We start from the raw sequence: 23,388 nt of genomic DNA on the forward strand, positions 1-23,388 counted from the left end.
AAATGAATTTACTTATAGAAAATATAAGAGGTATATCTTATGCATTAGTAAGTCCTACCTTGTCTTTAATGTTAATAGTAATAGCTATAATATTTTATTTTAAAAATAGGAAGATAGCTTTTATGCAAAAGTTAATGCTTGGGAGGAGTATTCAATCTCCTCTTGAGATGACTTTACTTCAGATATTAATTGGTATATTAGGAGGGCTAATAGCTAGTTTATTACTAAGTATTTTAGGAGTAACCTTTGAAAATAGTTCTTTAATAGATGTTATTTTAACAGTATCAGTATTTTCTGTTTTATATAAAAATAGATTTCTTAAATTCCCTTATATAGCAGCCTTGCTAGGGGTTATAGGAGTTTTAGTGAGTAAAAATACTGAATATTTTGGAAGGGGCTTTAGTTTTTCTATTAATTTAACTTCAATTATTGTATTAATAGGTGTTTTTTCAATAGTTGAAGGTATCTTAGCAATGATAGATGGAGATAAAGGTTATTTACCTATCTTTACTCAAAAGGATGGAAAGTTAGTAGGTGGATTTGGCTTTAAAAGATTTTGGGCACTGCCTTTATGCTTATTAGTTGTTTTAGGAGCTAATAGTGGAAATTCAATTATTAATGAAGTTAAAGATTTACCACAGTGGTTACCATTTTTTAATGGAGATAAAGCAAGAGCACTAATGAGTGTTGCGGCCTTAGGAACATTAGCGGCTTATGGAGCAACTTCATATGAAGGAACTACGTTTACTCAAAGTAAAAGAAGTAAGACCATAACATCTGGATTAATTAATATTGCATATGGTATAGTAGTTATAATATTAGCTTATTTATTAAAAGAAAGTCTTGTTTTTACTATTGCACTAATTATTTTAATTCCATTATTATATGAACTTAGAATAAGAATGGAACTAAAATTAGAGTCTCTTAGAGAGCCTTTATATTTTTCAAATGATGATGAAATATGCATTTTAGATGTTTTACCAAATTCTATTGCATACAAGAAGGGATTAAGAAGTGGAGATAAAATAGTTAAAATTAATGAAGAAATCCCTAAGAATGAAAAAGAAGTATTTATGGCAATAAAGAGAAATTTTTATGGTTTAGATCTTGAAATAAGAAAAAATAATGGAAATATTGAGAAGCATACAATTACAGGCGAGGATAGAGGAAAGCAGTTTGGCATAGTGTTAGTTCCTAAGGGAATATCCTTTGATAAAGAGATAGATGAATTTTTAGAAAAATTGAAAAAAGCCAGTAAGGATGAAGAAGTAAAAAATAAATAATGGTTAACTTGGCTGTATCTAAGATTCACCTATTAAGGTGAGAAGTGTTTTAAGATACAGCCTTTTATAGTTAGGAGGGAAAAAATTATGGGAGAATTTAAAATACAATCAAAATTTAAACCTACAGGGGATCAGCCTAAAGCAATAGATACTTTAGTTCAGTCTATTGAAAATGGTAATAGAGGGCAAACTCTTTTAGGAGTTACAGGATCAGGAAAAACATTCACTATGGCAAATATCATAGAAAGAACTCAAAAACCAACCCTTATTTTAGCTCATAATAAGACATTGGCAGCTCAACTTTGTGCTGAATTTAAGGAATTCTTTCCCGACAATATAGTAGAATATTTTGTTTCATATTATGATTATTATCAACCAGAGGCTTATGTGCCTCAAACAGATACTTTTATAGAGAAGGATGCATCTATTAATGACGAGATTGATAAACTTCGTCACTCAGCTACTTCTGCACTTTTAGAGAGAAGAGATGTAATAATAGTTGCTTCAGTTTCTTGCATATATGGACTTGGTAATCCAGAAGAGTATAAAAAGCTTACAATATCTTTAAGACCAGGTATGATTAAAGATAGGGATGAAGTTATTAAGAAACTTATAGAAATACAATATGAAAGAAATGACATAGACTTTGCAAGGGGAACATTTAGAGTAAGAGGAGATAATTTAGATATAATTCCTTCATCTTCCTCTTCTAAGGGTATTAGAATTGAGTTCTTTGGAGATGAAATAGATAGAATAAGAGAGTTTGATGTTCTTACAGGAAATATAATTGGAGAAAGACAACATGTTAGTATAACTCCAGCGTCTCACTTTGCTGCCTCTGAGGAAACCTTAGAAAAATCAATAAGGGTAATAGAAGATGAACTTGAAGATAGATTAAAAGTTCTTACAGCTGAGGATAAAATATTAGAGGCACAAAGGTTAAAGCAGAGAACAAATTATGATATAGAAATGATTAGAGAAATGGGATATTGCCAAGGAATAGAGAACTATTCAAGAATATTAGATGGAAGAATGCCAGGAACTCCACCTCAAACTTTACTTGATTATTTCCCAGAGGATTTCTTAATGTTTATAGATGAAAGCCATGTTACACTACCTCAAGTTAGGGCAATGTATGCTGGGGATAGATCTAGAAAGACATCTTTAGTTGAGTTTGGATTTAGACTACCTTGTGCATTTGATAATAGACCTCTTAAATTTAGTGAATTTGAAAGCAAAATAAATCAAGTAGTCTTTGTAAGTGCTACTCCAGGAGAGTATGAACTAGATCATTCTAAAGTGGTAGCAGAACAAATAATAAGACCTACAGGACTTTTAGATCCTGTAATTGAAATAAGACCTATACAGGGACAAATTGATGATCTTTATGGTGAGATTCAAAGAACTGTACAAAGAGGATTTAGAGTTCTTATAACAACTCTTACAAAGAGAATGGCTGAGGATTTAACAAAGTATCTAAAAGACTTAAATGTTAAAGCTACATACATGCATTCAGATATAGATACCTTAGAAAGAATGAAGATAATAAGAGAACTTAGACTTGGAGAGGTTGATGTATTAATAGGTATAAACCTTTTAAGGGAAGGTTTAGATATACCTGAGGTTGCTTTAGTTGCAATATTGGATGCTGATAAAGAGGGATTTTTAAGATCTGAAACTTCCTTAATACAAACTATAGGTAGAGCCGCTAGAAACTCAGAAAGTAAAGTAATAATGTATGCAGATAATATTACAAAATCTATGGATAAGTCTATTAAGGAAACTGAAAGAAGAAGAGTTATTCAAATGGAGTATAATGAAGAACATAATATTACCCCTACTACTGTAATAAAAGGAGTTAGGGATATAATTGAAGCTACTAAGGTTTCAGAAGAAAAAGAAAACTATGAAGATGAAGTTAAAAAGGCAGCTAAGAAAGATATTCCAGTAGAAAAACTTATAGAGCAATATGAGGAAGAAATGAAGGAAGCAGCTAAGAATCTTCAATTTGAAAGAGCTGCTGAACTTAGAGATATAATAAAAGATTTAAAAGAAAACTCTAAATAAAGATTTTTTTAGATGTATTTACATAATTATGTTTATTAAAGTAATTATTGTATTGAAAAGAGTTTTACAAATTTAAATTAGATGTTAAAATGGATAATAGATTATAAAAATAAACATAAAATGAGATAAAATATAATACAAATAAAAAAAGCATAAGTATATAATTAAAGGCACTATTAGAGTTAATTAAATAGATGGTAATGTTTAATTTTATAGGGAAATCTAAAAGAGCTGAAAGAATGTATTTAAGTTTTAGGAGGAATATATGGCTGTTAAAGTAATTACAGATAGCACTAGTTGCATACCAAAAGATTTAGCAGAAAAGTACGGAGTAGAGATAGTATCTTTAAGCGTTATAATGAATGGAGAAAGTTATAAGGAAGTTGATATAGATAGTGAAGCTTTTTATGATGAATTAGCTAAATGTGATAAACTTCCAACTTCATCTCAACCACCAATGGATGAGTTTTATAATGCTTTTGAAAAATTTGCTAAGGATGGTCATGATATAGTCGCAGCGTTTATATCATCTAAATTAAGTGGAACATACACAACATCACATATAATAAAAGATATGATTTTAGAAAAATATCCTGATGTTAAGATTGATCTTATAGACTCTCAAACTTCAGTAATGGCACTTGGAATTGGTGTGTTAGAAGGAGCTAAGGCGGCTCAAGAGGGAAAAGATTTTGACCAGGTTTCAAAAATAGTTAGAAATACTATAGAAGAATCAGAGATAATATTTGTTCCAGGTACTTTAGAGAACCTTAAAAAAGGTGGTAGAATAGGTGGAGCAGCAGCTTTATTTGGAAAAATGCTTAAGATAAATCCAATTCTAACAGTTAAAGAGGGCGCTGTTGTTGTAATGGATAAAGTTAGAACTAAAAAGAGAGCAATAGATAAGATTGTAGAAGTTGTTAAACAGGATTTAAAGGAAAAAGGAATAAAACAAGCAGTTGTATGTCATATATTAGCTGAAGATGAAGCTAAGGATTTAGCTAAGAGACTTAAAGAAGAATTAGATTTAGACTCTATGATTGGTGAAATAAGTGCAGTTATAGGTGTACATGTAGGAGTTAAGAGTGTAGGTATAGCTTACGCTAGAGAATCTTAATTAAATATAATTTAAAAAGAAGCTTGATAAATTTATATAAGTTTATCAAGCTTCTTTTTATTATTTCATATAAATAGAGCATATATTTATATGAAATTTTTGTCTAAAGATAAATCAAAATTAAAGACTTTATTAAGCATTAAGATTTAGGTGGTTAAAATTGTATTTAAAACTATAATATGTATATATATTGTGTTAAAATAATGTTACTAAAAGGTTAAGGAGGATTGGAATATTGATTAGTTTAAAAGGGATTAATAAGGAGTACACACAGGGAGTAAAAGCTGTAGATAATTTAAATCTAGAAATTAAAGATGGTGAGATATTTGGTATATTAGGACCAAATGGAGCTGGAAAGACTACTACAATAAGTATGATCACAGGAATAACAGAGCCTACTATGGGAGAAATAAAAATAAATAATATTGATATAAGTAAAAATCCTGTAGAAGCTAAAATGCAATTTGGATATGTTCCTGATAGTCCAGATATGTTTTTAAGATATAAAGGTATAGAGTATCTTAATTTTATGGGAGACGTTTATAATGTTAGTGAATCAGATAGAGAAGAAAGGATTAAAGACTTAGCTAAGAGGTTTGAAATGACTAATGCTTTGGGAGATAAAATTCAAAGTTATTCTCATGGAATGAGACAAAAAATAATAATAATGGGTGTTTTAATTCATAAGCCTAGTATTTGGATATTAGATGAACCTTTAACTGGATTAGATCCAAAATCCTCATACATATTAAAAGAGATGATGAGAGAACATGCAAGTGAAGGGAATACTGTATTATTTTCTACACATGTCTTAGAAGTTGCAGAAAAGTTATGTGATAGGGTAGGCATAATAAAAAAAGGGAAACTTATTTTTGTAGGTACATTAGAAGAGTTAAAAGAAGAATTTAAAGGTGATGAATCACTAGAAAAAATGTTCTTGGAGATTACTGAAAATGAATAGAATTAAATTATTATTAAAATATTTTATAGGAAACTCTTTTTATAATGCTTCTAGTAACATAAAATCTAGAAATCTAGCTATAGTTATGTATATCTTAATAATAATAGGAATATCTACACCTATAGCTAATATGATAGATTCTATGTACCCTAACTTTGCTAGTATTGGACAAGAAGGATATCTTCTTTCAATTATATTTTTAATTGGATCACTAACTTTATTGGTTTTAGGAGTTTATGATATTTTAGATTCATTTTTCTTTTCACAGGATATAGAACCCTTAATGCCATTACCATTTAAAAGTGGTGAAATAATGATAGGAAAATTCATAACATGTTTAGTGGATATGTATATCTATTTAAGTATTACAATAATTCCCTTAATATCTTTTGGGCTAAATGCTAAAATGGGATTTTCTTATTTTCTTATGATTATTCCAGTTTATTTATTTGCTCCAATTATAATAGTAATATTTTGCATATTAATAACTATGATTTTAATGAGTTTCATAAATGTATCTAAATATCAAAATGCTTTTAAAATAATATTTGGTACATTAGGAATAGTCTTAATTTTAGGAGTATATTCTTTAAATTCAACAGGATTAAATTCAGAGAATGTTTCAGTGGCATTAAAAAATAAGACAGCATTAGTGGATTTAACTAACAAAATATTCATAACTACTACCTTTAGTGTAAAAGCATTACTTTATAGCAATTCTTTAAAGGGATTATTAAATTTAGGCCTTTTAATTCTTATATCAATAGTAGCTTTAATAATTGCATATTTCTTAGGAAAATTAATGTATAAAAAGATACTAAGTAGAAATTTAAATGTATATAGTGAGAGAAAGAATATACTAGAAAATAATAAGGATAAGGTTGTTGTAAGGAGTTCAGTAAGAAAAGCAATGGTATTAAGAGAGCTTAGAACAATATTAAGAGATCCCAGTAACTTTATAAACTGTGTTGTTATGATTGTTTATATGCCTATATTTATATTTATTTTCTTTATTAAAGGAAATATTTTAGCAGGGGATACTCAGTTAGCAAAGGATACAATAATAATGGCAGCGACTTTTATAGTTACAGCCTTAACCATAGCAGGTAACTCAGTTGCATCAACAGCCTTAAGTAGAGAAGGAAAAGAAATATTTATATCGAAATATATTCCAGTAGATTATAAGGTACAGATTCAATCTAAGCTTATAGTTTCTTTCATAGTAAATGGATTAGCACTTATATTGGGAATAGCTATATTAATTTATTTAAAGGCATCTCCATTGGTTATCGTAATGAGTTTATTAGTACAAATGGGAACCATAGTCGCAATATCTTTATGGGGAATGATTCTAGATTATTTATCACCTAAGTTAGAATGGACAGATACAAAGAATTTATATAGTAAAAATTTTAAACCTTTATTAGTAATGTTAATTTGCTTAGTAATAGGAGGATTTAATATAGGTTTAATTGTTACCAAAAGTCCAATAATAGTATTTTTAATAGACATAAGTATTCTGTTAATAGTAAGCTTAATTTTATATAAAATTCTTATGAAAAAAGGATTAGAGGCTTATAAAAGGTTATAATATAATAATTTATAAAAACGTAACCTTTTTATAAATAATAAAATAAGTATATTTGATATTATTTTAGTAAAGAACAAATTAAAATTTAAAAGTTTTAATTTGTTCTTTTTAAATATATAAAAATTTAAAATAGATGTAAGTATAATTGTGTATTTACCCTGATTTAAGGTTATTATTTAAATGAAGTATAGGAAAAATTTAAATTATAAGGAGGGAGAGAATGAAAAAATTTTTAAAAGTAGTAGGAGTTATATTACTAAGTTTAATAATTATGATTGGAGCTTTAGCTTATTATTTTAGAGGACAAATAGGTTTTTATATAAACATAGGAAAAGAGTATTTAGAGTTTAAGGAAAATCCACCTAGTATTGAGGATTTAAAGAACATTAAAATGAGTGAGGATATGGATTTTAAGGATGTAGTTTATAAAGATACTAATGGAAAAGCTCAGACTTTAGATATTTATGGACCAGAAAAGAAGTTAAGACATGGGTCACCAGTAATTCTTTATGTTCATGGAGGAAGTTGGGTTTATGGAAACAAAGAAATACCAGATCTTATAGCACCTCTTTTAGATTCCTTTAGAAAAGAAGGATATACCATAATAAGTGTAGGGTATGAACTTGCTACTGATAAGGTTGATTTTAAGAAACAAGCTTCAGATGTTAAGGATGCCATAAGATGGGTTTATAAAAATAAAGAAACTTATAGATTTAACACTGATGAAATAGGAGTTATAGGGGCTTCTGCTGGGGCACATTTATCCTTGTTAGCCACATATAGTGGGGAAGATGAATTTGTTGATGATAAGGAACTCTCTAACTATCCATCAAAGGTTAAATATGTTGTAGATTTCTTTGGACCAACTGAACTTAGTGCCTTAGACATGACTATGGCTTCATGGGATTTAAATAATTCAATAGAGAAAACTGAAAAGCAATTAAGAGGGGAAGAAAGTATAACAGAATACATGGATAAATATAGTCCAATAAATTATGTTAAGCCTAACTTACCAAAGACTTTAATAGTTCATGGACGTCAAGATAAATTGGTTCCATACAGTAATTCAATGAACTTATATAATAAGAGCAAGGATATGGGTAATGATATTCAAATACTTACCTTAGAAAATAGTGGCCATGATTTTTCTCAAGTTGATGTAAATGAAGTATTTGAACTTGGGTTTAAAGTTTTAAACTTTATACTTTTTAATACTAAGTTTTAATAGAAAGCTAAATTTTTATATATTTTAATAACTACTTATCATATAAGTTTTTTTAAATTAAAGTTTATAAATTATATCATAATTGGTTAAAATTTCACTTTTATTGTAAAAGAAGATATAATAAAACCATCAAATTTTTTTAGGGTAAGGAGTTTTATATGGATAAGAGGTTGTTAAAAGTATTAAAGCATGACTATGCAGTAGAAATGGATAAAAAGAGAAACCTAAAAGCTATAAGAACACTATATGATATGAACGAAAAAGAAGAATACCATATAGATGAACAAACATGGAATGATTTAGATTTAGATAAGGTTTATTCAAAATTAGATAGAAATTATAGTAGTTTAGGAGAAGCTTCCCTTTATTCAATGCTTAGAAATCCACTAAATGATGAAAAAAAGTTAAATAAGAGAAGAGAAGAAATAGAGTACTTTAAAGAAAACGAAGAAGTAAGATTTAAGATTATGTGGATATTTTTTGAGTTAGGAAGAGATAAAAAGAATAGCTTGTTAGATATGATTAATGAAAAGCTAATAGAATCTAATAAGTTTAAATATTATTTTTATACAATTACAGGAAAGATATTACCTTTAATATTAATACTTACTGCAATCTTTGTAAGCGTAAGTGCAATGCTTGGCTTAATGGCTGTAACCTTCGTTAATATTTATATAAATAGTAAGGAAAGAGACAGAATTAAGGCTAATGGGCTTATGTATTTAAGAAGAGTAATAAAGGCATCTAAGCAGATAGTTAAAATTAATGATAAAAATTTAGAGTCTTTTAATATAAAGATAAGAGAAAACTTAAAAGATTTAAAATCAATAGATAGAAATACTATAATGATTAGCTTTATTAATATGTGGGGTGGAGTATTTGAATTTATATCCGTATTATTTTTACTAGAAGAAACTGCATATTATAAAATTGCTGATTCAATAGAGAAAAATAAAGATTCAATTTTAAGCCTTTATAAAACATTAGGTGAAATGGAAGCAATAATATCTATTGGAAGTTATGAAGAAGAAAAAAAGGATAAGATAACTAGACCTAAATTCATAAGAGAAACAACATTAGAAATAAAAAATGGAATACACCCAATTATAGAAAATCCAGTGGCTAACTCCATAAACATGAGTAAGAGAGGAATTGTTCTTACTGGAACTAATATGTCAGGTAAATCAACTTTTTTAAGGATGTTAGGAGTAAATATGCTTTTTGCTCAAGCCTTTAATTTTGTTTTAGCAGAAAAATATGAAGGGCCAATATTTAATATAGTTACTTCAATTAGTCCAAATGATGATTTAAGTGTTGGTAAAAGTTTTTACATGGCTGAAGCAGAATCAATTTTAAGAATAATAAGAGCCTTAGATAAAGATTTACCAGTATTTTGTGCAATTGATGAGATTTTTAGAGGGACAAATCCAATAGAGAGAATATCAGCTTCAGCAGAAATTCTTACTTATATCAATAATAAAAACAGTATTTCTATAGTTGCTACTCATGATAGAGAATTAGTTGACATATTAAAAGAATGTTATGAGTTTTATTATTTTAGCGAAAATGTTGATAGCAAGAATGGATTAAGCTTTGATTATAAGCTAAAAAGAGGAGTATCTAAAACTAGAAATGCTATAAAATTACTAGAATATATAGGTTATCCAAAAGATATAATAAACAAGTCATATAGAAGATCAGAAAAGCTAGAAGGCTTTATTTAGAAAGGATTGTTAGGATGTTTAAACCAGTTAAAAACATGAAAGTTTATGAGCAGGTTGTTGATCAAATAAAAGAAATGGTTAGAGTAGGACAGATAAAAAAAGGAGATAAGCTTCCTACAGAGAGAGTTATGGCAGAAGAGCTTCAAGTAAGTAGAACTTCTATAAGAGAAGCCATGAGAGCTTTAGAGGTTGTAGGATTAATAGAAAGTAGACAGGGAGCAGGTAATTATATAAGAGAAGAGTTTGATGATGTATTATTAGAACCGCTTTCAATAGTATTTATGCTTCAAAATGGAACAAATAAAGATATATTTGAATTAAGAGAAGTTTTAGAATTGTCTACTATATTTTTATCTGTAATGAGAATATCTGATGAAGAATTAAAAAAGCTTGGTGAACTTGTGGAGAGGTTTAAGACATCTAGAGATGAAGAAGAGAATGTTAAAATTGATAGCGAATTTCACAGCATAATTGTTAAAGGAGCAAATAATGTACTTATAACTAATTTGTTAGAAGGGGTATCTGAGTTAGTTGATAAGTTTATAAGTGAAGGAAGAAGAGCTATTTTAAGTGATGAGAGAAATAGAGGAAAGCTATTAGATTTTCATGAAAAAATATATTTAGCTATAAAAAATAGAGATGCTTATTCTGCATATAAACATATGCAAGAGCATTTCCAATTAATAAAGGAAAATATTTAGTAATAGAAACTTTATCTAAAATTAAAGTGAATTTTAACCTATTATAAGCCTATATAATAACTGTAAAAATTGACTAAAATATCTAAAAGGTATAAGGTTAAATTAGGGTATAAAAAGAGACTTTTAGTAATAAATATCAATATAGCATATTAAAATAATATGCTATATTTTATAAAAGAAAATTGGTCATACCAAAATTTTTTTATGGTATAAAAGTTATTATGAGGGGTGAAAGAATTGAATACGTATCTTATGTTTTTTCTTGCTCTTATACCTATAATAATCCTAATTATAGGCTTAGGAGTTCTTAAAATTCCAGCTCATAAAATATGTCCCATAGCTTTAATAATTACCATTTTACTTTCCATATTTATTTGGAAAATGCCTACTATAGACTCCTTAACGGCAGCTTTAGAAGGTATTGCTTTAGGAATATGGCCAATAATGATAGTTATTATAGCGGCAGTATTTACTTATAACTTAGTAGTTCACACAAAGGCCATGGAAGTAATCAAATCAATGTTAATAAGTGTTAGTGATGACAAAAGAATTTTAGTTCTTATATTAGCATGGGGATTTGGGGGCTTTTTAGAAGCTGTGGCAGGCTTTGGAACGGCCGTTGCTATTCCAGTTGGAATAATGGCAGCCTTAGGATTTAATCCTTTTTTTGCCTCTGTTATATGCTTAGTGGCTAATACAACTCCCACAGCCTTTGGAGCAATTGGTCTTCCTGTTATAACCTTAGCTAATGTATCAGGAATTCCTATAGAATCCTTAAGTTATTATGTAGTACTACAATTATTTCTCTTTGTGGTATTAATTCCATTTGCCTTGGTAGCTTTAACTGAAAAAAGTTTAAAGGGGATAAAAGGAGTCTTTGGTATAACTTTAGCTTCAGGTCTTTCCTTTGGCATAGTTCAAGTCCTTGTAGCAAAATTTTTAGGCCCTGAATTACCAGCAGTTTTAGGATCAATAGTTTCTTTATTAGTTACAATTTTTATAGCAAAAAAATTCTATAAACATAATGAAGAAACAAAAAGAGAAGAAAAGTTTGAATTAAAAAGTGTCTTAGTAGCCTTTTCACCATTTATATTAATATTAGTCATAATAATAGGAATTAGTCCTTTATTTCCAGGCTTATATAATAAATTAAGCGAAGTAAGGACATCAGTTAGTATATATACTGGTGTGGGAGCTAAACCATATACTTTTGTATGGTTAACAACTCCTGGAATATTAATATTAATAGCTTCTTTTATTGGAGGGTTTATACAAAAAGCTTCTTTTAAAGAAATGGTAGAAATTTTATTGAAGACGATTAAACAAATGAGTAAATCTACCATAACCATACTTGCAATAATAGCTCTAGCTAAGGTCATGGGTTATAGTGGAATGGTTGCATCTATAGCAACAGTATTAGTTATGATAACAGGTTCATTTTATGCTTTTATAGCACCTTTTATTGGAGCCTTAGGAACCTTTGTAACAGGAAGTGATACATCCGCCAATGTATTATTTGGCTCTCTTCAAGCTGAGGCGGCAAATTCTTTAGGAATAAGCCCAGCATGGCTAGGGGCAGCAAATACTTGTGGGGCAACTGCAGGTAAAATGATATCTCCTCAAAGCATAGCTGTGGCCACTGCGGCAACAGGACTAGCTGGTAAAGAAGGAAAGATATTAAATTCAACATTAAAAGTATGTATAGTATATGTAATTTTATTAGGTTTAATAAGCTATTTAGGAAGCCTAATTTTTGTGTAATTTTTGAAAACGTTTGTTGATGTTTATTAATTAAAGTCTCAATTATTAAAGTATTAAAAATTAAAGGATTTATAAAGGGAATGGAGTGATTTTTATGAAGATTATGGTTTGTATTAAACAGGTTCCAGGAACTTCAAAGGTTGAGGTTGATGAAAAAACAGGGGTTTTAAAGAGAGACGGAGTAGATTCTAAAATGAACCCTTATGATTTATATGCTTTAGAAACTGCATTGAGGATAAAAGAAAAGAAAGGTGGACATATAAAAGTTATAAGTATGGGGCCACCACAAGCTAAGGCAGTAATAAAAGAGGCTTATTCTATGGGAGCTGATGAAGGAACCTTAGTTTCAGATAGAAAATTTGCTGGGGCTGATGTTTTAGCAACTTCATATACATTATCACAAGGGGTTAAAAAATGTGGAGATTTTGATATTATTCTTTGTGGAAAACAAACTACAGATGGAGATACAGCACAGGTTGGACCTGAAATGGCTGAATATTTAGTAATTCCTCATGTTGCTAATGTTAGAAGAATATTAGATGTTAATGATGATTTTATTAAAGTTGAAATGGATATGCCTAATACAATAGAAGTACTAGAAGTAAAATATCCTTGTCTTTTAACTGTAGATAAAGATATTTTTCAACCTAGATTACCTTCCTATAAAAAGAAACTTGAAACAGATGAAAGAGAAATAAATGTAATATCTTTAAATGATTTTGAAGATAAAGATGAGAAAAAATATGGTTTAAATGGGTCACCAACTCAAGTTGAAAGAATATTTCCACCAAGCAATAATGATGACCATGAGATTTGGACAGGAGATTCATCTGAATTAAGTGAAAGAATGGAAGATAAATTAAGAGAGCTTAAATTTATATAGGGGGTAAGAGTTATGGGAAGATTAGTTGTTCATCAAGATAAAATAGAGGATGTAAATAGTGTAATAAAAATTTGTCCCTTTGGAGCTATGGAAATAGTTAATGGGAAAGTTGAAATAAATGCAAGTTGTAGAATGTGTAAGGTATGTGTTAGAAAAGGACCTAAGGGAGCCTTTGAGTTTGTTGAAGATGAGAATAAGGTCTTAGTAAATAAGGATGAATGGAAAGGTATAGCCGTTTATGTTGACCATGTAAATGGAGAAATTCATCCAGTTACCTTAGAACTAATAGGAAAAGCTAGAGAATTAGCTGATAAGGTTAATCAAAAAGTTTATTGTTTATTTATGGGGAATGGAATAAAAGATAAGGCTGGAGAGCTTTTACACTATGGAGTAGACGAAGTTATTGTATATGATTATAAAGAGCTTGAAAACTTTAGAATTGAGCCATATACAGCTGTCTTTTATGACTTTATAAACAAGATTAAACCTTGTTCAATTTTAGTAGGAGCCACTACATTAGGTAGATCATTAGCCCCAAGAGTAGCTGCTAGATGTAGAACAGGGCTTACAGCAGATTGTACTATACTTGATATAAAAGAAAATACAGATTTAGTTCAAATAAGACCAGCCTTTGGTGGTAATATTATGGCACAAATAGTAACTCCAAATTCAAGACCTCAAATGGCAACTGTTAGATATAAAGTTATGTCTGCTCCTGAAAGAAATGAGGAATGTACTGGAGAAATTAAGTACTTTGAAATAGAAAAGGATAAATTAAAATCAGATATAGAAGTTAAAGAAATTAAACAGAAACCTAAAGAACACAGTATATCAGATGCTGAGATAATAGTAGTAGCTGGTAGAGGAGTTAAATCAGAAAAAGATTTAGAAATGATAAAAGAGCTTGCTGATTTATTAGGTGGAGAGCTTGCAGTTACAAGACCTCTTATAGAAAATGGATGGGCTGATGCTAATAGACAAGTGGGATTAAGTGGAAGAACAGTAAGACCAAAACTTATAATAACTTGTGGAGTTTCTGGAGCTATTCAGTTTGTAGCAGGAATGAACAATGCAGATTATATATTTGCCATAAATAAAGATGAAAAAGCACCTATATTCAAGGTTGCTCACTATGGAGTAGTTGGTGATATTTATGAAATTGTTCCTAAACTTATTGAAAAAATAAAAGGGGAAGGGGTGCTTTAATATGAGTTATAACAAAATAAATGAAAGTGGAATTGAATTTATAAAAGGAATAATAAATGATAATGAAAGAGTATTTATTGGAGAAGAAATAAGTGAAGATTATTCTCATGATGAGTTAGGTTCAGAAAAGCATATGCCTGATATTGTTGTTAAGGCTATGAGTAGAGATGAAATTGTAGAAATAATGAAATATGCAAATAATAATAATATTCCTGTGACAGTAAGAGGGGCTGGTACTGGACTTGTTGGAGCAGCAGTTCCAATACTAGGAGGAATTTTATTAGATTTAAGTGGAATGAATAAAATATTAGAGTTAGATGAAGATAACTTAACTCTTACAGTTGAGCCTGGAGTTCTTATTATGGAAATAGCTAAATTTGTTGAGGAACATGATTTATTTTATCCACCAGATCCAGGAGAAAAAACAGCAACCATAGGTGGTAATGTTAGTACAAATGCAGGAGGAATGAGAGCTGTTAAATATGGAGTAACAAGGGATTATGTAAGAGGAATGGAAGTAGTTCTTCCTAGTGGAGAAGTCTTAGAGCTTGGTGGAAAAGTTGTTAAAAATAGTTCAGGATATAGCTTAAAAGATTTAATTATTGGATCAGAAGGAACATTAGGAATAATAACAAAAATAGTATTAAAACTATTACCACTTCCAAAGAAGGTAATAAGCCTTTTAGTTCCATTTAATGATTTAGAAAGTGCCATAGAAACAGTGCCTAAAATAATAAAATCTAAGAATATTCCTACAGCTATAGAATTTATGCAAAGAGATTTAATAATTTCAGCAGAGGAATTCTTAGGAAAGAAATTTCCTGATAATTCATCAAATGCTTATTTAATATTAAGCTTTGATGGAAACTCAAAGGAAGAGGTTGAAGGATATTATGAAAAAGTAGCTGACATATGTTTAAAAGAAGGAGCTTTAGATGTATTTATATCAGATACAGAAGAAAGACAAGAATCAATATGGTCAGCTAGGGGAGCTTTCTTAGAAGCCATAAAGGCATCAACAAGTGATTTAGATGAAGTTGACGTTGTTGTACCAAGAAATAAGGTAGCAGAGTTTGTAAAATTCACTAATGAAGTAGAGAAAAAACTTAATGTTAGAATAAGAAGTTTTGGACATGCTGGTGATGGAAACTTACACATTTATATATTAAAGGATGAATTATCAGAGGATGAATGGCATAAAAAACTTAATGAAGCCATGGAAATACTTTATAGAAAACAAAGAGAACTTAATGGACAAGTTTCAGGAGAACATGGAATAGGCTTAGCTAAGAGACTATATCTAAATGAATCCTTAAATAAGGCCACAATGGATATTATGAGAGGAATAAAATTAGCCTTTGATCCAAATAATATTTTAAATCCAGGTAAGGTTTGTGAATAAAATAAATTAAAAATTTAATTAGCATATAAAATTTAACAATAAAAATACTCCTTTTAAACTTAGTTTAAAAGGAGTATTTTTTATTATGATGTCATTCCGATATACATACCTACAAAGTATGGGATAAGCCATATGAACCAAACTACTAAACTAAATTTGTGGAATATAGCTTTTGCTTTTTCACTACCTCTGTTTAAAACAATTGTTGCCCAAACAGCATGTATAAGCATTAAAATAATAGCAAGCATACCTGTTGATTGATGTATTAATAAATCAGTTGGAGTAATACCTTTGTCAGTTCCTGCAGCAACGATTCTACTCATTGTATAAGTTCCAAGAGTATCGCATACTAAACCACACCAAAAGATTATTACATGTTTTTTCTTTAATATACCTGCTCTATGCTCGCTCCAAACACCAATTGTATAAAATATTAGTGCTAATGTTATAAATATAATAGCTGGAATTAATAATTTAGGCATAAAAAAACCTTCTTTCTTAAATTAGAATAAAATTTTATAGCCTGTCCTTAAGTTGAAGTTTTCATATATTAAAAGAAATCTAAAGTTTGGATTTACTTTAATATGTGAAAATTAATTTTCATTGTGGACTAGGTTCATATTAATAATAACATATTCACAAAAAATTCATAGACCTAATGAGAAAGTTTTGTTTACAATTTGTTTAAAAAATAAAATTTATTTTTAGTTTAACATATTTATCTAATTAAAATTAATTTTTAGGGAAATAATTTGTATTTTAAAAGAAATTAAAGAAAAAAATGTATTTAATGATATAATAGATGTAATTAATTATAATAAAAAATTAGGTTTAGAAAGGGGAATAGAAATGTCTAAAAATTTAAAAGAGTACGTAGTTATTATTTTTACAGCAATAGTATTAACACTTCTTATAAATAAATTTTTACTTTTTAAAATAGTAGTTTCAACTCCATCCATGGCACCAACTATTGAGCCGGGAGATCAACTTTTTGCTACAAGAATACATAATTTATCTAAGATGGAAAGAGGAGATATGATAGTTTTTTATTCAAAGGAATTTGATGAAAGAATGATAAAAAGACTAATAGGATTACCAGGAGATAAGGTGGAAATAAAAGAGGATGGAACAGTGAATGTAAATAATGAAAAGTTAGATGAGCCTTATATAAAATACCCAGGTGGGAAAGTGAATATGAATTTTGAAGTTCCAGAAGACAAATATCTTTTATTAGGAGATAATAGAGATAACAGCAAAGATGCAAGGTATTGGAGTGATAAATATATAGATGGTGATGATATATTAGGAAAAGCTCAAATAACAGTATGGCCTTTAAATAGGTTTAACTTTGCTAACTAAAGAATAACATTAAGGGGGTTTTTATGAGTACATGGTTATTTATAGATTGCTTTCTTCTAATATTAATTATATGGTGGATTTATGATCTGCTTAAAGGAGAATTTCTAATTAATAAACTAGGGGCAAAGGGAAGTTTTAGATGGTTAATTGGAATTTTAATTACTACTATAATAGTAATTATTATTACATTTCCTTTAGTAAAAAATACATATGAAATAAAAACTTTTATTAGAGATTCAAGATTAAATCAGTATATATCAAGTTATAAATTATCGGGATTTAGAAACTCTACTGTTATAGCAAAGGGTAATGATAAATTTGAACAATTAGATAATGATTTAAAGTTTGAATATATGGAATCTGTTAGAAAAAACATAATTTCTATTGTTTCATATAATTATGGAATTGGCGATGGTGGATATATTGAAATTCATGAGATGATTTCAGATATGAAAGTAGAAGTTGATGTTGGAGAAGATAAGTATGTAACTAAAGGAAGCACTTTGAAGTTAAATGGAGAGGTATTATATAAATAGGAATATTTTAAGAAAGATTTGAATATAAGATAATAAATAGCTTAAAGATAGAAACTTAAAGCTATTTATCACATAGTGGTTGCTATTGTAGATACCTCTTCTGTGCTCTAAGGTTTTTTGCTTACCTTAGAGCTTTTTTTTAATAAAAGCAAGTCTGTCTATAAAAGATCCAATTAATATCCCTATGGTGTAACAAAGTAAATCACTCCAAAGGAAGCCATGTCCAAGAACTAAGCCGCCAAGGGTTGTAGCTCTAATATTATTAATCCACTTTGCTTGATATATTTGGCTAAATTCTATTCCAAAGGAGAAAAGAATAGCGATTAAAAAAGAAGTATTAGTATTTAGTTTGGGAAGTAGAAATCTAAAGCCAAAATAAACCATAGTTGCCCAAAGGACATCACCTAAGTATGGTGCTATTAAACTAGGAACATAGGACATGAATTTTCTAGATAAAAGACCAAGTATCATGGTTAAAATGGTTAATATAAAATATTTTTTTCTCATAAATTTATACCTTTCATTAAATTATATTTTATTAAAAAGCTTTATAGAAATCCTCATTAAGATTAGCTTAATTAGGTTCTTTTAAATCTTGGTTTAGTAAAGAGATAAACTTTATAATTAGTAATAGATTTAAAAGGTTTATTACCTAAATCATAGTTTTATAGGAATCCTATTGTTTAAATTATATCAGATAATAAAGTGAAATTTATATTTTAATATATTCCTTAAGTTTTTGTGTTAATTTTTAAAGGTTATGAATAATATAAAAGTAATTAGATGTATTTAATTAAGCAATCAATTTTTAGGAGGCGCTATTTAGTGACTGATAGAGTAGAGTGTAAACTAAAAGCCAAAGAATTATTAAGAGGAAGATGGGAAAATGCTGTAGGAGCATGTTTGTTATTTTTTGTTTCAACATTTTTATTAAGTTTTTTATTATCTCCAATACCTGTATTCGGGTGGATTATAATTGCACTAATCTCAACATTTTTAACTGGAAGCTTTATAAAGTATTGTATTAAGCTAAATGAAACAGAGGGAAAAGTAAAATACTTAGAATGCTTAATAAGTTTCAAGACTACTCTTAAAATTTTATTATGTGATATTTTAATTGGATTAGTTGTAGGAATAGGTTGGATTATATTTACAATGATATTTTCAGTTGCTTTTATAGCTAGTCAAAGCATCGTAGTATTTATTGTAGTTCTTATTATTTTAGTTGCTTTAGGATTTTTTATAGAGGCAATATTATTCCCTGTACCTATGATATTGACAGAAGATGAGGGTGTTGGAGTAATGGAAGCTATAGAAATGAGCTTTAATATAACTAAGGGATATAGATGGAAGTATATAGTTATGAACTTAAGCTTTATAGGATGGATGATATTATCTTTCCTTACTTTTGGAATAGGTATGCTTTGGTTACAACCATATATGATGTTAACTTACTATCTTTTCTATAAAGGAATAAGAAGTGCTAACACTACTATTTAATAAAAATATACAAAGGAATAAAAATAAATTTTATCATAATTGATAAAACTATTATTTAATTAAAGAAAGATTAAATGAATAATAAGTAGTGAAATAGATAATTTAGAATAAAAGTTGAGATTGTTATTTAATTAAAAAAAGACTGTGCTAAAACTAAGAAATAAGATTTTAGCATAGTCTTTTTAATTATAATTATTTTGATGTGTTCTTTTCTTTTTTGAAAAATTTAAGATAAATGAAAATAATCACAGCAATAATTAAAATAGCTAAAGTGACAAAGGTGTATTTCTCCATTATTGAATTTATAAGTGGTAGATTATCACCTATAAAATATCCTAAGGAAACTAAAAAAATGTTCCAAATACTTATACCTAAAGAAGAGTATAAGATGAAATATTTTAAGCTGAATTTCTCAGCGCCAGCTAATAAAGATACATATGTACGAGTAAGTGGAACTATCCTAGCTAGCAATACAGCTGGCTTTCCATATTTTTTAAACCATTTATTTAATGCTAACATACTTTTTTGACTGCTTGGAAATTTACGTCCTAACCATTCTTGAAGAGGGACACCACCATAGTAGCCAATGGCGTAACAGATTAATGAACCTAATAATCCACCTATAATACTAAATATTATAACTCCAATAAGTGAAAATTCTCCTTGAGATGCACTAAGACCAAAGAAGGTTAAAACCACTTCACTAGGTAATGGGAAACAAGCATATTCTAACCCAACTATTAATAAGATTCCAAAGTATCCAAAGGAACCTACAATATCAATTAAAAATGTTAATAGAGATCCTAAAAACTCCATGCAAAATAATCCTCCTGTCTATTCTTAATTGGTATTATTAGATATAAATATAGACCATGCTAATACCGAATTGGCATGGTCTATAGAAAACTATAATTAAGCTGCTCTATTTTCTTTATTTGATTCTTGAACAGTGTTTGTTTTATTTTCAGTAAATTTTTCTCTTATAAATTTAACAAATTGAACAACTATGAAAGTACATAATGATAATCCATATATAGTTAATAAGTTATTAAGTGTAAGTGGAGCAACTTGGAATAATCCTTCAAATGCAGGTACTAAAAGAACAATGTTTAATAGTACAAATCCTACACCAAATGCAGCCCATAAATATTTATTAGAGAATAATTCTTTTGATACTACATGTTTTTTAGATTTACTGTTAAATCCGTGAACAAGTCTTGATAAACATAAAGTAGCAAAGGCCATTGTACTTGCTAATAGAGGTCCACCTTGGTTTAATCCAATATGGAAGGCTATCATAGTAACAATAGTAATAACTACACCTTCAAATAATACATCTGTAATGAAGTCTTTTGTTAATATAGAAGCATTAGCTTTTCTTGGTTTTTCTTTCATAACTTCTTTTTTATGAGGTTCAAGACCTAAAGCAATTGCAGGTAAACTATCAGTTAAAAGGTTTATAAATAATAAGTGTACCGCAGCAAATGGAACTGGTAATGCTAATATGGAAGCATATAATACTGATAATATACCAGCAGTATTACCAGATAATAAGAATTTAATAGCATTTTTAATATTTGAGTAAATATTTCTACCATTTTCAATAGCTTTTACTATGGTTGCAAAGTTATCATCTGTTAAGACCATAGAAGCGGCATCTTTAGCAACTTCAGATCCTGTAATACCCATTGCAACACCTATATCAGCTTGTTTTAAAGCAGGGGCGTCATTGACACCATCACCAGTCATGGCAACTACATTGCCTTTTTCTTGCCATGCTCTAACTATTCTTATTTTATGCTCTGGAGAAACCCTAGCATATACTGAAATGTGTTCTACCATATTCTTAAGTTCTTCGTCACTAACTTTATCTAAAGCAGAACCTTCAATAGCTTCACTTTCATCTTTTAATATACCTATTTGTTTTGCTATGGCAGAAGCTGTTATTTTATGGTCACCAGTTATCATTACAGGTTTAATTCCAGCTTCTATACAAGCTCTTACGGCTTCAGCAGATTCTTCTCTTGGTGGGTCCATCATTGATATAAGACCTATGAAGGTTAAGTCATTTTCATCATCAAGTTTTATATCTGTTCTACTTTCAATATTTCTATATGCAAAAGATAAAACTCTAAGACCTGTTTTTGAGAATTCTTGGTTAATTTCTTCTATTTTAGCTATATATTCTTTAGTTATAGGTCTAACCCCTTCAGAAGTTTCAATCTTAGTAGATCTTTTAAGAAGAACATCAACAGCTCCCTTAGTAGCTATAATATTTTCACCATGAATGTTATAAACAACACTCATAAGTTTTCTATCTGAATCAAAAGGAATTTCACCAAGTCTTTTAAATTTATCCCTTTGAACAAGTTCATCTACTCCGTATAAATCACCTAAGTTTACAAGGGCAACCTCAGTTGGATCACCTATTTCTTTTTCGCAATCTGTAATTGCATCATTACAAAGTAAACTCATAGTTAATAAATCATTATCTATTTTCTTTTCTAAATTTAATTCATTTGAATCTATTACTTTTCCATCAACAAAAATCTTTTTAACGGTCATTTTATTTTGAGTTAATGTACCAGTTTTATCTGAACATATAATAGATACACTACCTAAGCCTTCAACTGCTTGTAATTTTCTTATGATGGCATTTTCTTTAGCCATTTTTTGAGTTCCTAAAGAAAGAACTATTGTTACTATAGAACTTAAAGCTTCTGGGATAGCAGCTACTGCTAAGGCAACTGCAAACATGAATGCATCTATAATAGCTTCACCTCTATAAAGACTAAGAGCAAATACTATTGCACAGATAACAAGTATTCCAATTGCAAGCTTTTTACCAAAGTTATCTAAGTTAGCTTGAAGAGGAGTCTTCTTTTCCTTAGTATCATTTAATAACTGAGCTATTTTACCTATTTCAGTATCCATACCAACGGCTGTTGCTAAAATAGTAGCTCTACCATAAGTTACTAAGCTTCCAGAGAAGACCATATTTTTTCTATCACCAATAGGAATTTCTTCTCCTTTTATTATTTCAGACATTTTAACTATGCTTTCAGATTCTCCTGTTAATGAGCTTTCATTAACTTGTAAGCTATAGTTTTCAAGAATTCTACCATCAGCAGGAACATAGTCTCCAGCTTCAAGAAAGATAATATCTCCAACAACTACATCCTTTGAGTCTATTTCTATTCTTTCACCATTTCTAAGCACCTTAGTAGAAGGTGAGGAGAGAGCTTTTAAGCTACTTAATGATTGTTCAGCTTTAAGATGCTGAATAGTTCCAAGAGTAGCATTTACTATTAATACGAATATGATAACAGAGGCACTTTCAATATCTCCTAAAAACATTGAAATAGCGGCAGCACATATAAGAATTATTATTAGCATGTCCTTAAATTGATCAAGAAATACTTGGAAAGTAGATTTTTTCTTACCTTCAACTAATTCATTTTTACCATATTTTTCTTCCATGCTTTTAACCTCAGTGTCATTTAAACCGTCCTTGTTTACACCGAGTTCTTTAAAAAGTTCTTCTTTTGATTTTGAATAAACTTTCTTCATATTATTGTCTCCTTTCTTTAATATAAATTATTGATTAAGGATAATTTCTAACAAATAATATCTATGTATAGGAGGCAAAAAAATAAGACTCCTAATATAATCTAAGGAATAGTACATAAAATACCTTAAATTCCTTAGATTATATTAAAAGTCTTGTAACCAAATTGGTGTATAATACCAGGTAACTTTTCGTTAACCGCGATGTTGATATTATAGCTTGCAACTACTCCCTCTTAACACAATAGATATTAAATATTATTAAGTTTAATATCATATTATATCTCTTTGAGTTGTCTGTCAATAAGTTTTTATTACGAAAATACTATGATTTTATTAAGATTTTGAAAACCCTCTTAATAAATACTATGAGCTTATATAAAGATGTGTGAATAAAGGCTTTAGTAATTACGAAAAGAATAATAAGGTCTTTATTTCTTAGAATATTTTTATTGTAGAAGTTATATATTCTATGATAGTATGTAAAATAAAATTATGATTTAGT

The 23,388-nt window shown here is 28.7% G+C and carries 19 protein-coding genes; 15 read left to right on the plus strand and 4 right to left on the minus strand.

Features of this window, described 5'->3' with window-relative positions; all coding sequences use genetic code 11:
* Positions 1 to 2 precede the first annotated feature (2 nt).
* The 12 genes from CPF_RS01525 (at position 3) to CPF_RS01580 (ending at position 15,921) form a co-directional block, all read left to right on the plus strand.
* Positions 3 to 1,283, plus strand: a complete 1,281-nt coding sequence (locus tag CPF_RS01525) for a site-2 protease family protein (protein WP_011590127.1) — start codon at positions 3 to 5, stop codon at positions 1,281 to 1,283.
* Positions 1,284 to 1,370: 87 nt separating this feature from the next.
* Entirely contained in the window at positions 1,371 to 3,350 is a 1,980-nt protein-coding gene (uvrB, locus tag CPF_RS01530; protein ID WP_004457492.1) for an excinuclease ABC subunit UvrB, read from the plus strand.
* A gap of 265 nt (positions 3,351 to 3,615) precedes the next feature.
* Entirely contained in the window at positions 3,616 to 4,467 is an 852-nt protein-coding gene (locus CPF_RS01535; RefSeq protein WP_003465642.1) for a DegV family protein, read from the plus strand.
* Between the two features lie 235 nt (positions 4,468 to 4,702).
* On the plus strand, positions 4,703 to 5,428 hold the full coding sequence (locus CPF_RS01540; protein ID WP_011590128.1) for an ABC transporter ATP-binding protein: 726 nt from the start codon (positions 4,703 to 4,705) through the stop codon (positions 5,426 to 5,428).
* Positions 5,421 to 7,019: a putative ABC transporter permease subunit gene (locus CPF_RS01545; protein WP_011590129.1), complete on the plus strand. Its 1,599-nt coding sequence runs from the start codon at positions 5,421 to 5,423 to the stop codon at positions 7,017 to 7,019. Before CPF_RS01540 ends, CPF_RS01545 begins: the two co-directional genes overlap by 8 nt.
* A gap of 220 nt (positions 7,020 to 7,239) precedes the next feature.
* The gene (locus CPF_RS01550) at positions 7,240 to 8,244 is read left to right on the plus strand and encodes an alpha/beta hydrolase (protein WP_011590130.1); all 1,005 of its coding nucleotides are present in this window, start codon (positions 7,240 to 7,242) and stop codon (positions 8,242 to 8,244) included.
* 158 nt (positions 8,245 to 8,402) lie between these two features.
* A complete protein-coding gene (locus tag CPF_RS01555) occupies positions 8,403 to 9,968 on the plus strand; it encodes a MutS family DNA mismatch repair protein (RefSeq protein WP_011590131.1) in 1,566 nt (521 codons plus the stop codon).
* 14 nt (positions 9,969 to 9,982) lie between these two features.
* Complete coding sequence (locus tag CPF_RS01560) at positions 9,983 to 10,669, plus strand: FadR/GntR family transcriptional regulator (RefSeq protein WP_003458079.1); 687 nt, start codon at positions 9,983 to 9,985, stop codon at positions 10,667 to 10,669.
* 237 nt (positions 10,670 to 10,906) lie between these two features.
* Positions 10,907 to 12,430 carry an L-lactate permease gene (locus CPF_RS01565; RefSeq protein WP_003479050.1) on the plus strand — a complete coding sequence of 508 codons (1,524 nt, stop codon included), beginning with the start codon at positions 10,907 to 10,909 and terminating at the stop codon, positions 12,428 to 12,430.
* 94 nt (positions 12,431 to 12,524) lie between these two features.
* Positions 12,525 to 13,313: an electron transfer flavoprotein subunit beta/FixA family protein gene (locus CPF_RS01570; protein WP_011590133.1), complete on the plus strand. Its 789-nt coding sequence runs from the start codon at positions 12,525 to 12,527 to the stop codon at positions 13,311 to 13,313.
* 12 nt (positions 13,314 to 13,325) lie between these two features.
* A complete protein-coding gene (locus CPF_RS01575; RefSeq protein ID WP_011590134.1) occupies positions 13,326 to 14,519 on the plus strand; it encodes an electron transfer flavoprotein subunit alpha/FixB family protein in 1,194 nt (397 codons plus the stop codon).
* Position 14,520: 1 nt separating this feature from the next.
* Positions 14,521 to 15,921, plus strand: a complete 1,401-nt coding sequence (locus tag CPF_RS01580) for an FAD-binding oxidoreductase (protein WP_011590135.1) — start codon at positions 14,521 to 14,523, stop codon at positions 15,919 to 15,921.
* An 83-nt stretch (positions 15,922 to 16,004) separates the two neighbouring features.
* On the opposite strand, the gene CPF_RS01585 is transcribed toward CPF_RS01580, so the two are convergent.
* Positions 16,005 to 16,403: an HsmA family protein gene (locus CPF_RS01585; RefSeq protein WP_003457995.1), complete on the minus strand. Its 399-nt coding sequence runs from the start codon at positions 16,401 to 16,403 to the stop codon at positions 16,005 to 16,007.
* A gap of 367 nt (positions 16,404 to 16,770) precedes the next feature.
* On the opposite strand from CPF_RS01585, the gene lepB reads away from it, so the two are divergent.
* Together lepB and CPF_RS01595 are read left to right on the plus strand one after the other, a co-directional pair.
* Entirely contained in the window at positions 16,771 to 17,280 is a 510-nt protein-coding gene (lepB, locus tag CPF_RS01590; protein WP_011590136.1) for a signal peptidase I, read from the plus strand.
* A 23-nt stretch (positions 17,281 to 17,303) separates the two neighbouring features.
* Positions 17,304 to 17,816, plus strand: coding sequence for a hypothetical protein (locus CPF_RS01595; RefSeq protein WP_011590137.1), 513 nt, complete (start codon positions 17,304 to 17,306; stop codon positions 17,814 to 17,816).
* Positions 17,817 to 17,942: 126 nt separating this feature from the next.
* On the opposite strand, the gene CPF_RS01600 is transcribed toward CPF_RS01595, so the two are convergent.
* Positions 17,943 to 18,323, minus strand: coding sequence for a DUF2809 domain-containing protein (locus tag CPF_RS01600; protein WP_011590138.1), 381 nt, complete (start codon positions 18,321 to 18,323; stop codon positions 17,943 to 17,945).
* Positions 18,324 to 18,641: 318 nt separating this feature from the next.
* Between CPF_RS01600 and CPF_RS01605 the strand changes: the two genes are divergently transcribed.
* On the plus strand, positions 18,642 to 19,316 hold the full coding sequence (locus CPF_RS01605) for a DUF975 family protein (protein WP_003457977.1): 675 nt from the start codon (positions 18,642 to 18,644) through the stop codon (positions 19,314 to 19,316).
* Between the two features lie 192 nt (positions 19,317 to 19,508).
* Here the strand turns inward: CPF_RS01605 and CPF_RS01610 are convergent, their stop codons facing one another.
* Both CPF_RS01610 and CPF_RS01615 read right to left on the minus strand, forming a co-directional pair.
* Positions 19,509 to 20,132 (minus strand): DedA family protein, encoded by a 624-nt coding sequence (locus CPF_RS01610; RefSeq protein WP_003458062.1) that lies wholly within the window; start codon positions 20,130 to 20,132, stop codon positions 19,509 to 19,511.
* A gap of 96 nt (positions 20,133 to 20,228) precedes the next feature.
* Positions 20,229 to 22,886: a cation-translocating P-type ATPase gene (locus CPF_RS01615; protein WP_003458074.1), complete on the minus strand. Its 2,658-nt coding sequence runs from the start codon at positions 22,884 to 22,886 to the stop codon at positions 20,229 to 20,231.
* Positions 22,887 to 23,388 lie beyond the last annotated feature (502 nt).

Source organism: Clostridium perfringens ATCC 13124 (genome assembly GCF_000013285.1).
Taxonomy (GTDB): Bacteria; Bacillota; Clostridia; order Clostridiales; family Clostridiaceae; genus Sarcina; species Sarcina perfringens.

Coding starts and splice junctions, on each gene's coding strand:
- CPF_RS01595 (WP_011590137.1), top strand. CDS start 17,304: ATGAGTACATGGTTATTTATAGATTGCTTTCTTCTAATATTAATTATA.
- CPF_RS01535 (WP_003465642.1), top strand. CDS start 3,616: ATGGCTGTTAAAGTAATTACAGATAGCACTAGTTGCATACCAAAAGAT.
- lepB (WP_011590136.1), top strand. CDS start 16,771: ATGTCTAAAAATTTAAAAGAGTACGTAGTTATTATTTTTACAGCAATA.
- CPF_RS01550 (WP_011590130.1), top strand. CDS start 7,240: ATGAAAAAATTTTTAAAAGTAGTAGGAGTTATATTACTAAGTTTAATA.
- CPF_RS01585 (WP_003457995.1), bottom strand. CDS start 16,403: ATGCCTAAATTATTAATTCCAGCTATTATATTTATAACATTAGCACTA.
- CPF_RS01580 (WP_011590135.1), top strand. CDS start 14,521: ATGAGTTATAACAAAATAAATGAAAGTGGAATTGAATTTATAAAAGGA.
- CPF_RS01570 (WP_011590133.1), top strand. CDS start 12,525: ATGAAGATTATGGTTTGTATTAAACAGGTTCCAGGAACTTCAAAGGTT.
- CPF_RS01610 (WP_003458062.1), bottom strand. CDS start 20,132: ATGGAGTTTTTAGGATCTCTATTAACATTTTTAATTGATATTGTAGGT.
- CPF_RS01555 (WP_011590131.1), top strand. CDS start 8,403: ATGGATAAGAGGTTGTTAAAAGTATTAAAGCATGACTATGCAGTAGAA.
- CPF_RS01525 (WP_011590127.1), top strand. CDS start 3: ATGAATTTACTTATAGAAAATATAAGAGGTATATCTTATGCATTAGTA.
- CPF_RS01545 (WP_011590129.1), top strand. CDS start 5,421: ATGAATAGAATTAAATTATTATTAAAATATTTTATAGGAAACTCTTTT.
- CPF_RS01575 (WP_011590134.1), top strand. CDS start 13,326: ATGGGAAGATTAGTTGTTCATCAAGATAAAATAGAGGATGTAAATAGT.
- uvrB (WP_004457492.1), top strand. CDS start 1,371: ATGGGAGAATTTAAAATACAATCAAAATTTAAACCTACAGGGGATCAG.
- CPF_RS01615 (WP_003458074.1), bottom strand. CDS start 22,886: ATGAAGAAAGTTTATTCAAAATCAAAAGAAGAACTTTTTAAAGAACTC.
- CPF_RS01560 (WP_003458079.1), top strand. CDS start 9,983: ATGTTTAAACCAGTTAAAAACATGAAAGTTTATGAGCAGGTTGTTGAT.
- CPF_RS01600 (WP_011590138.1), bottom strand. CDS start 18,323: ATGAGAAAAAAATATTTTATATTAACCATTTTAACCATGATACTTGGT.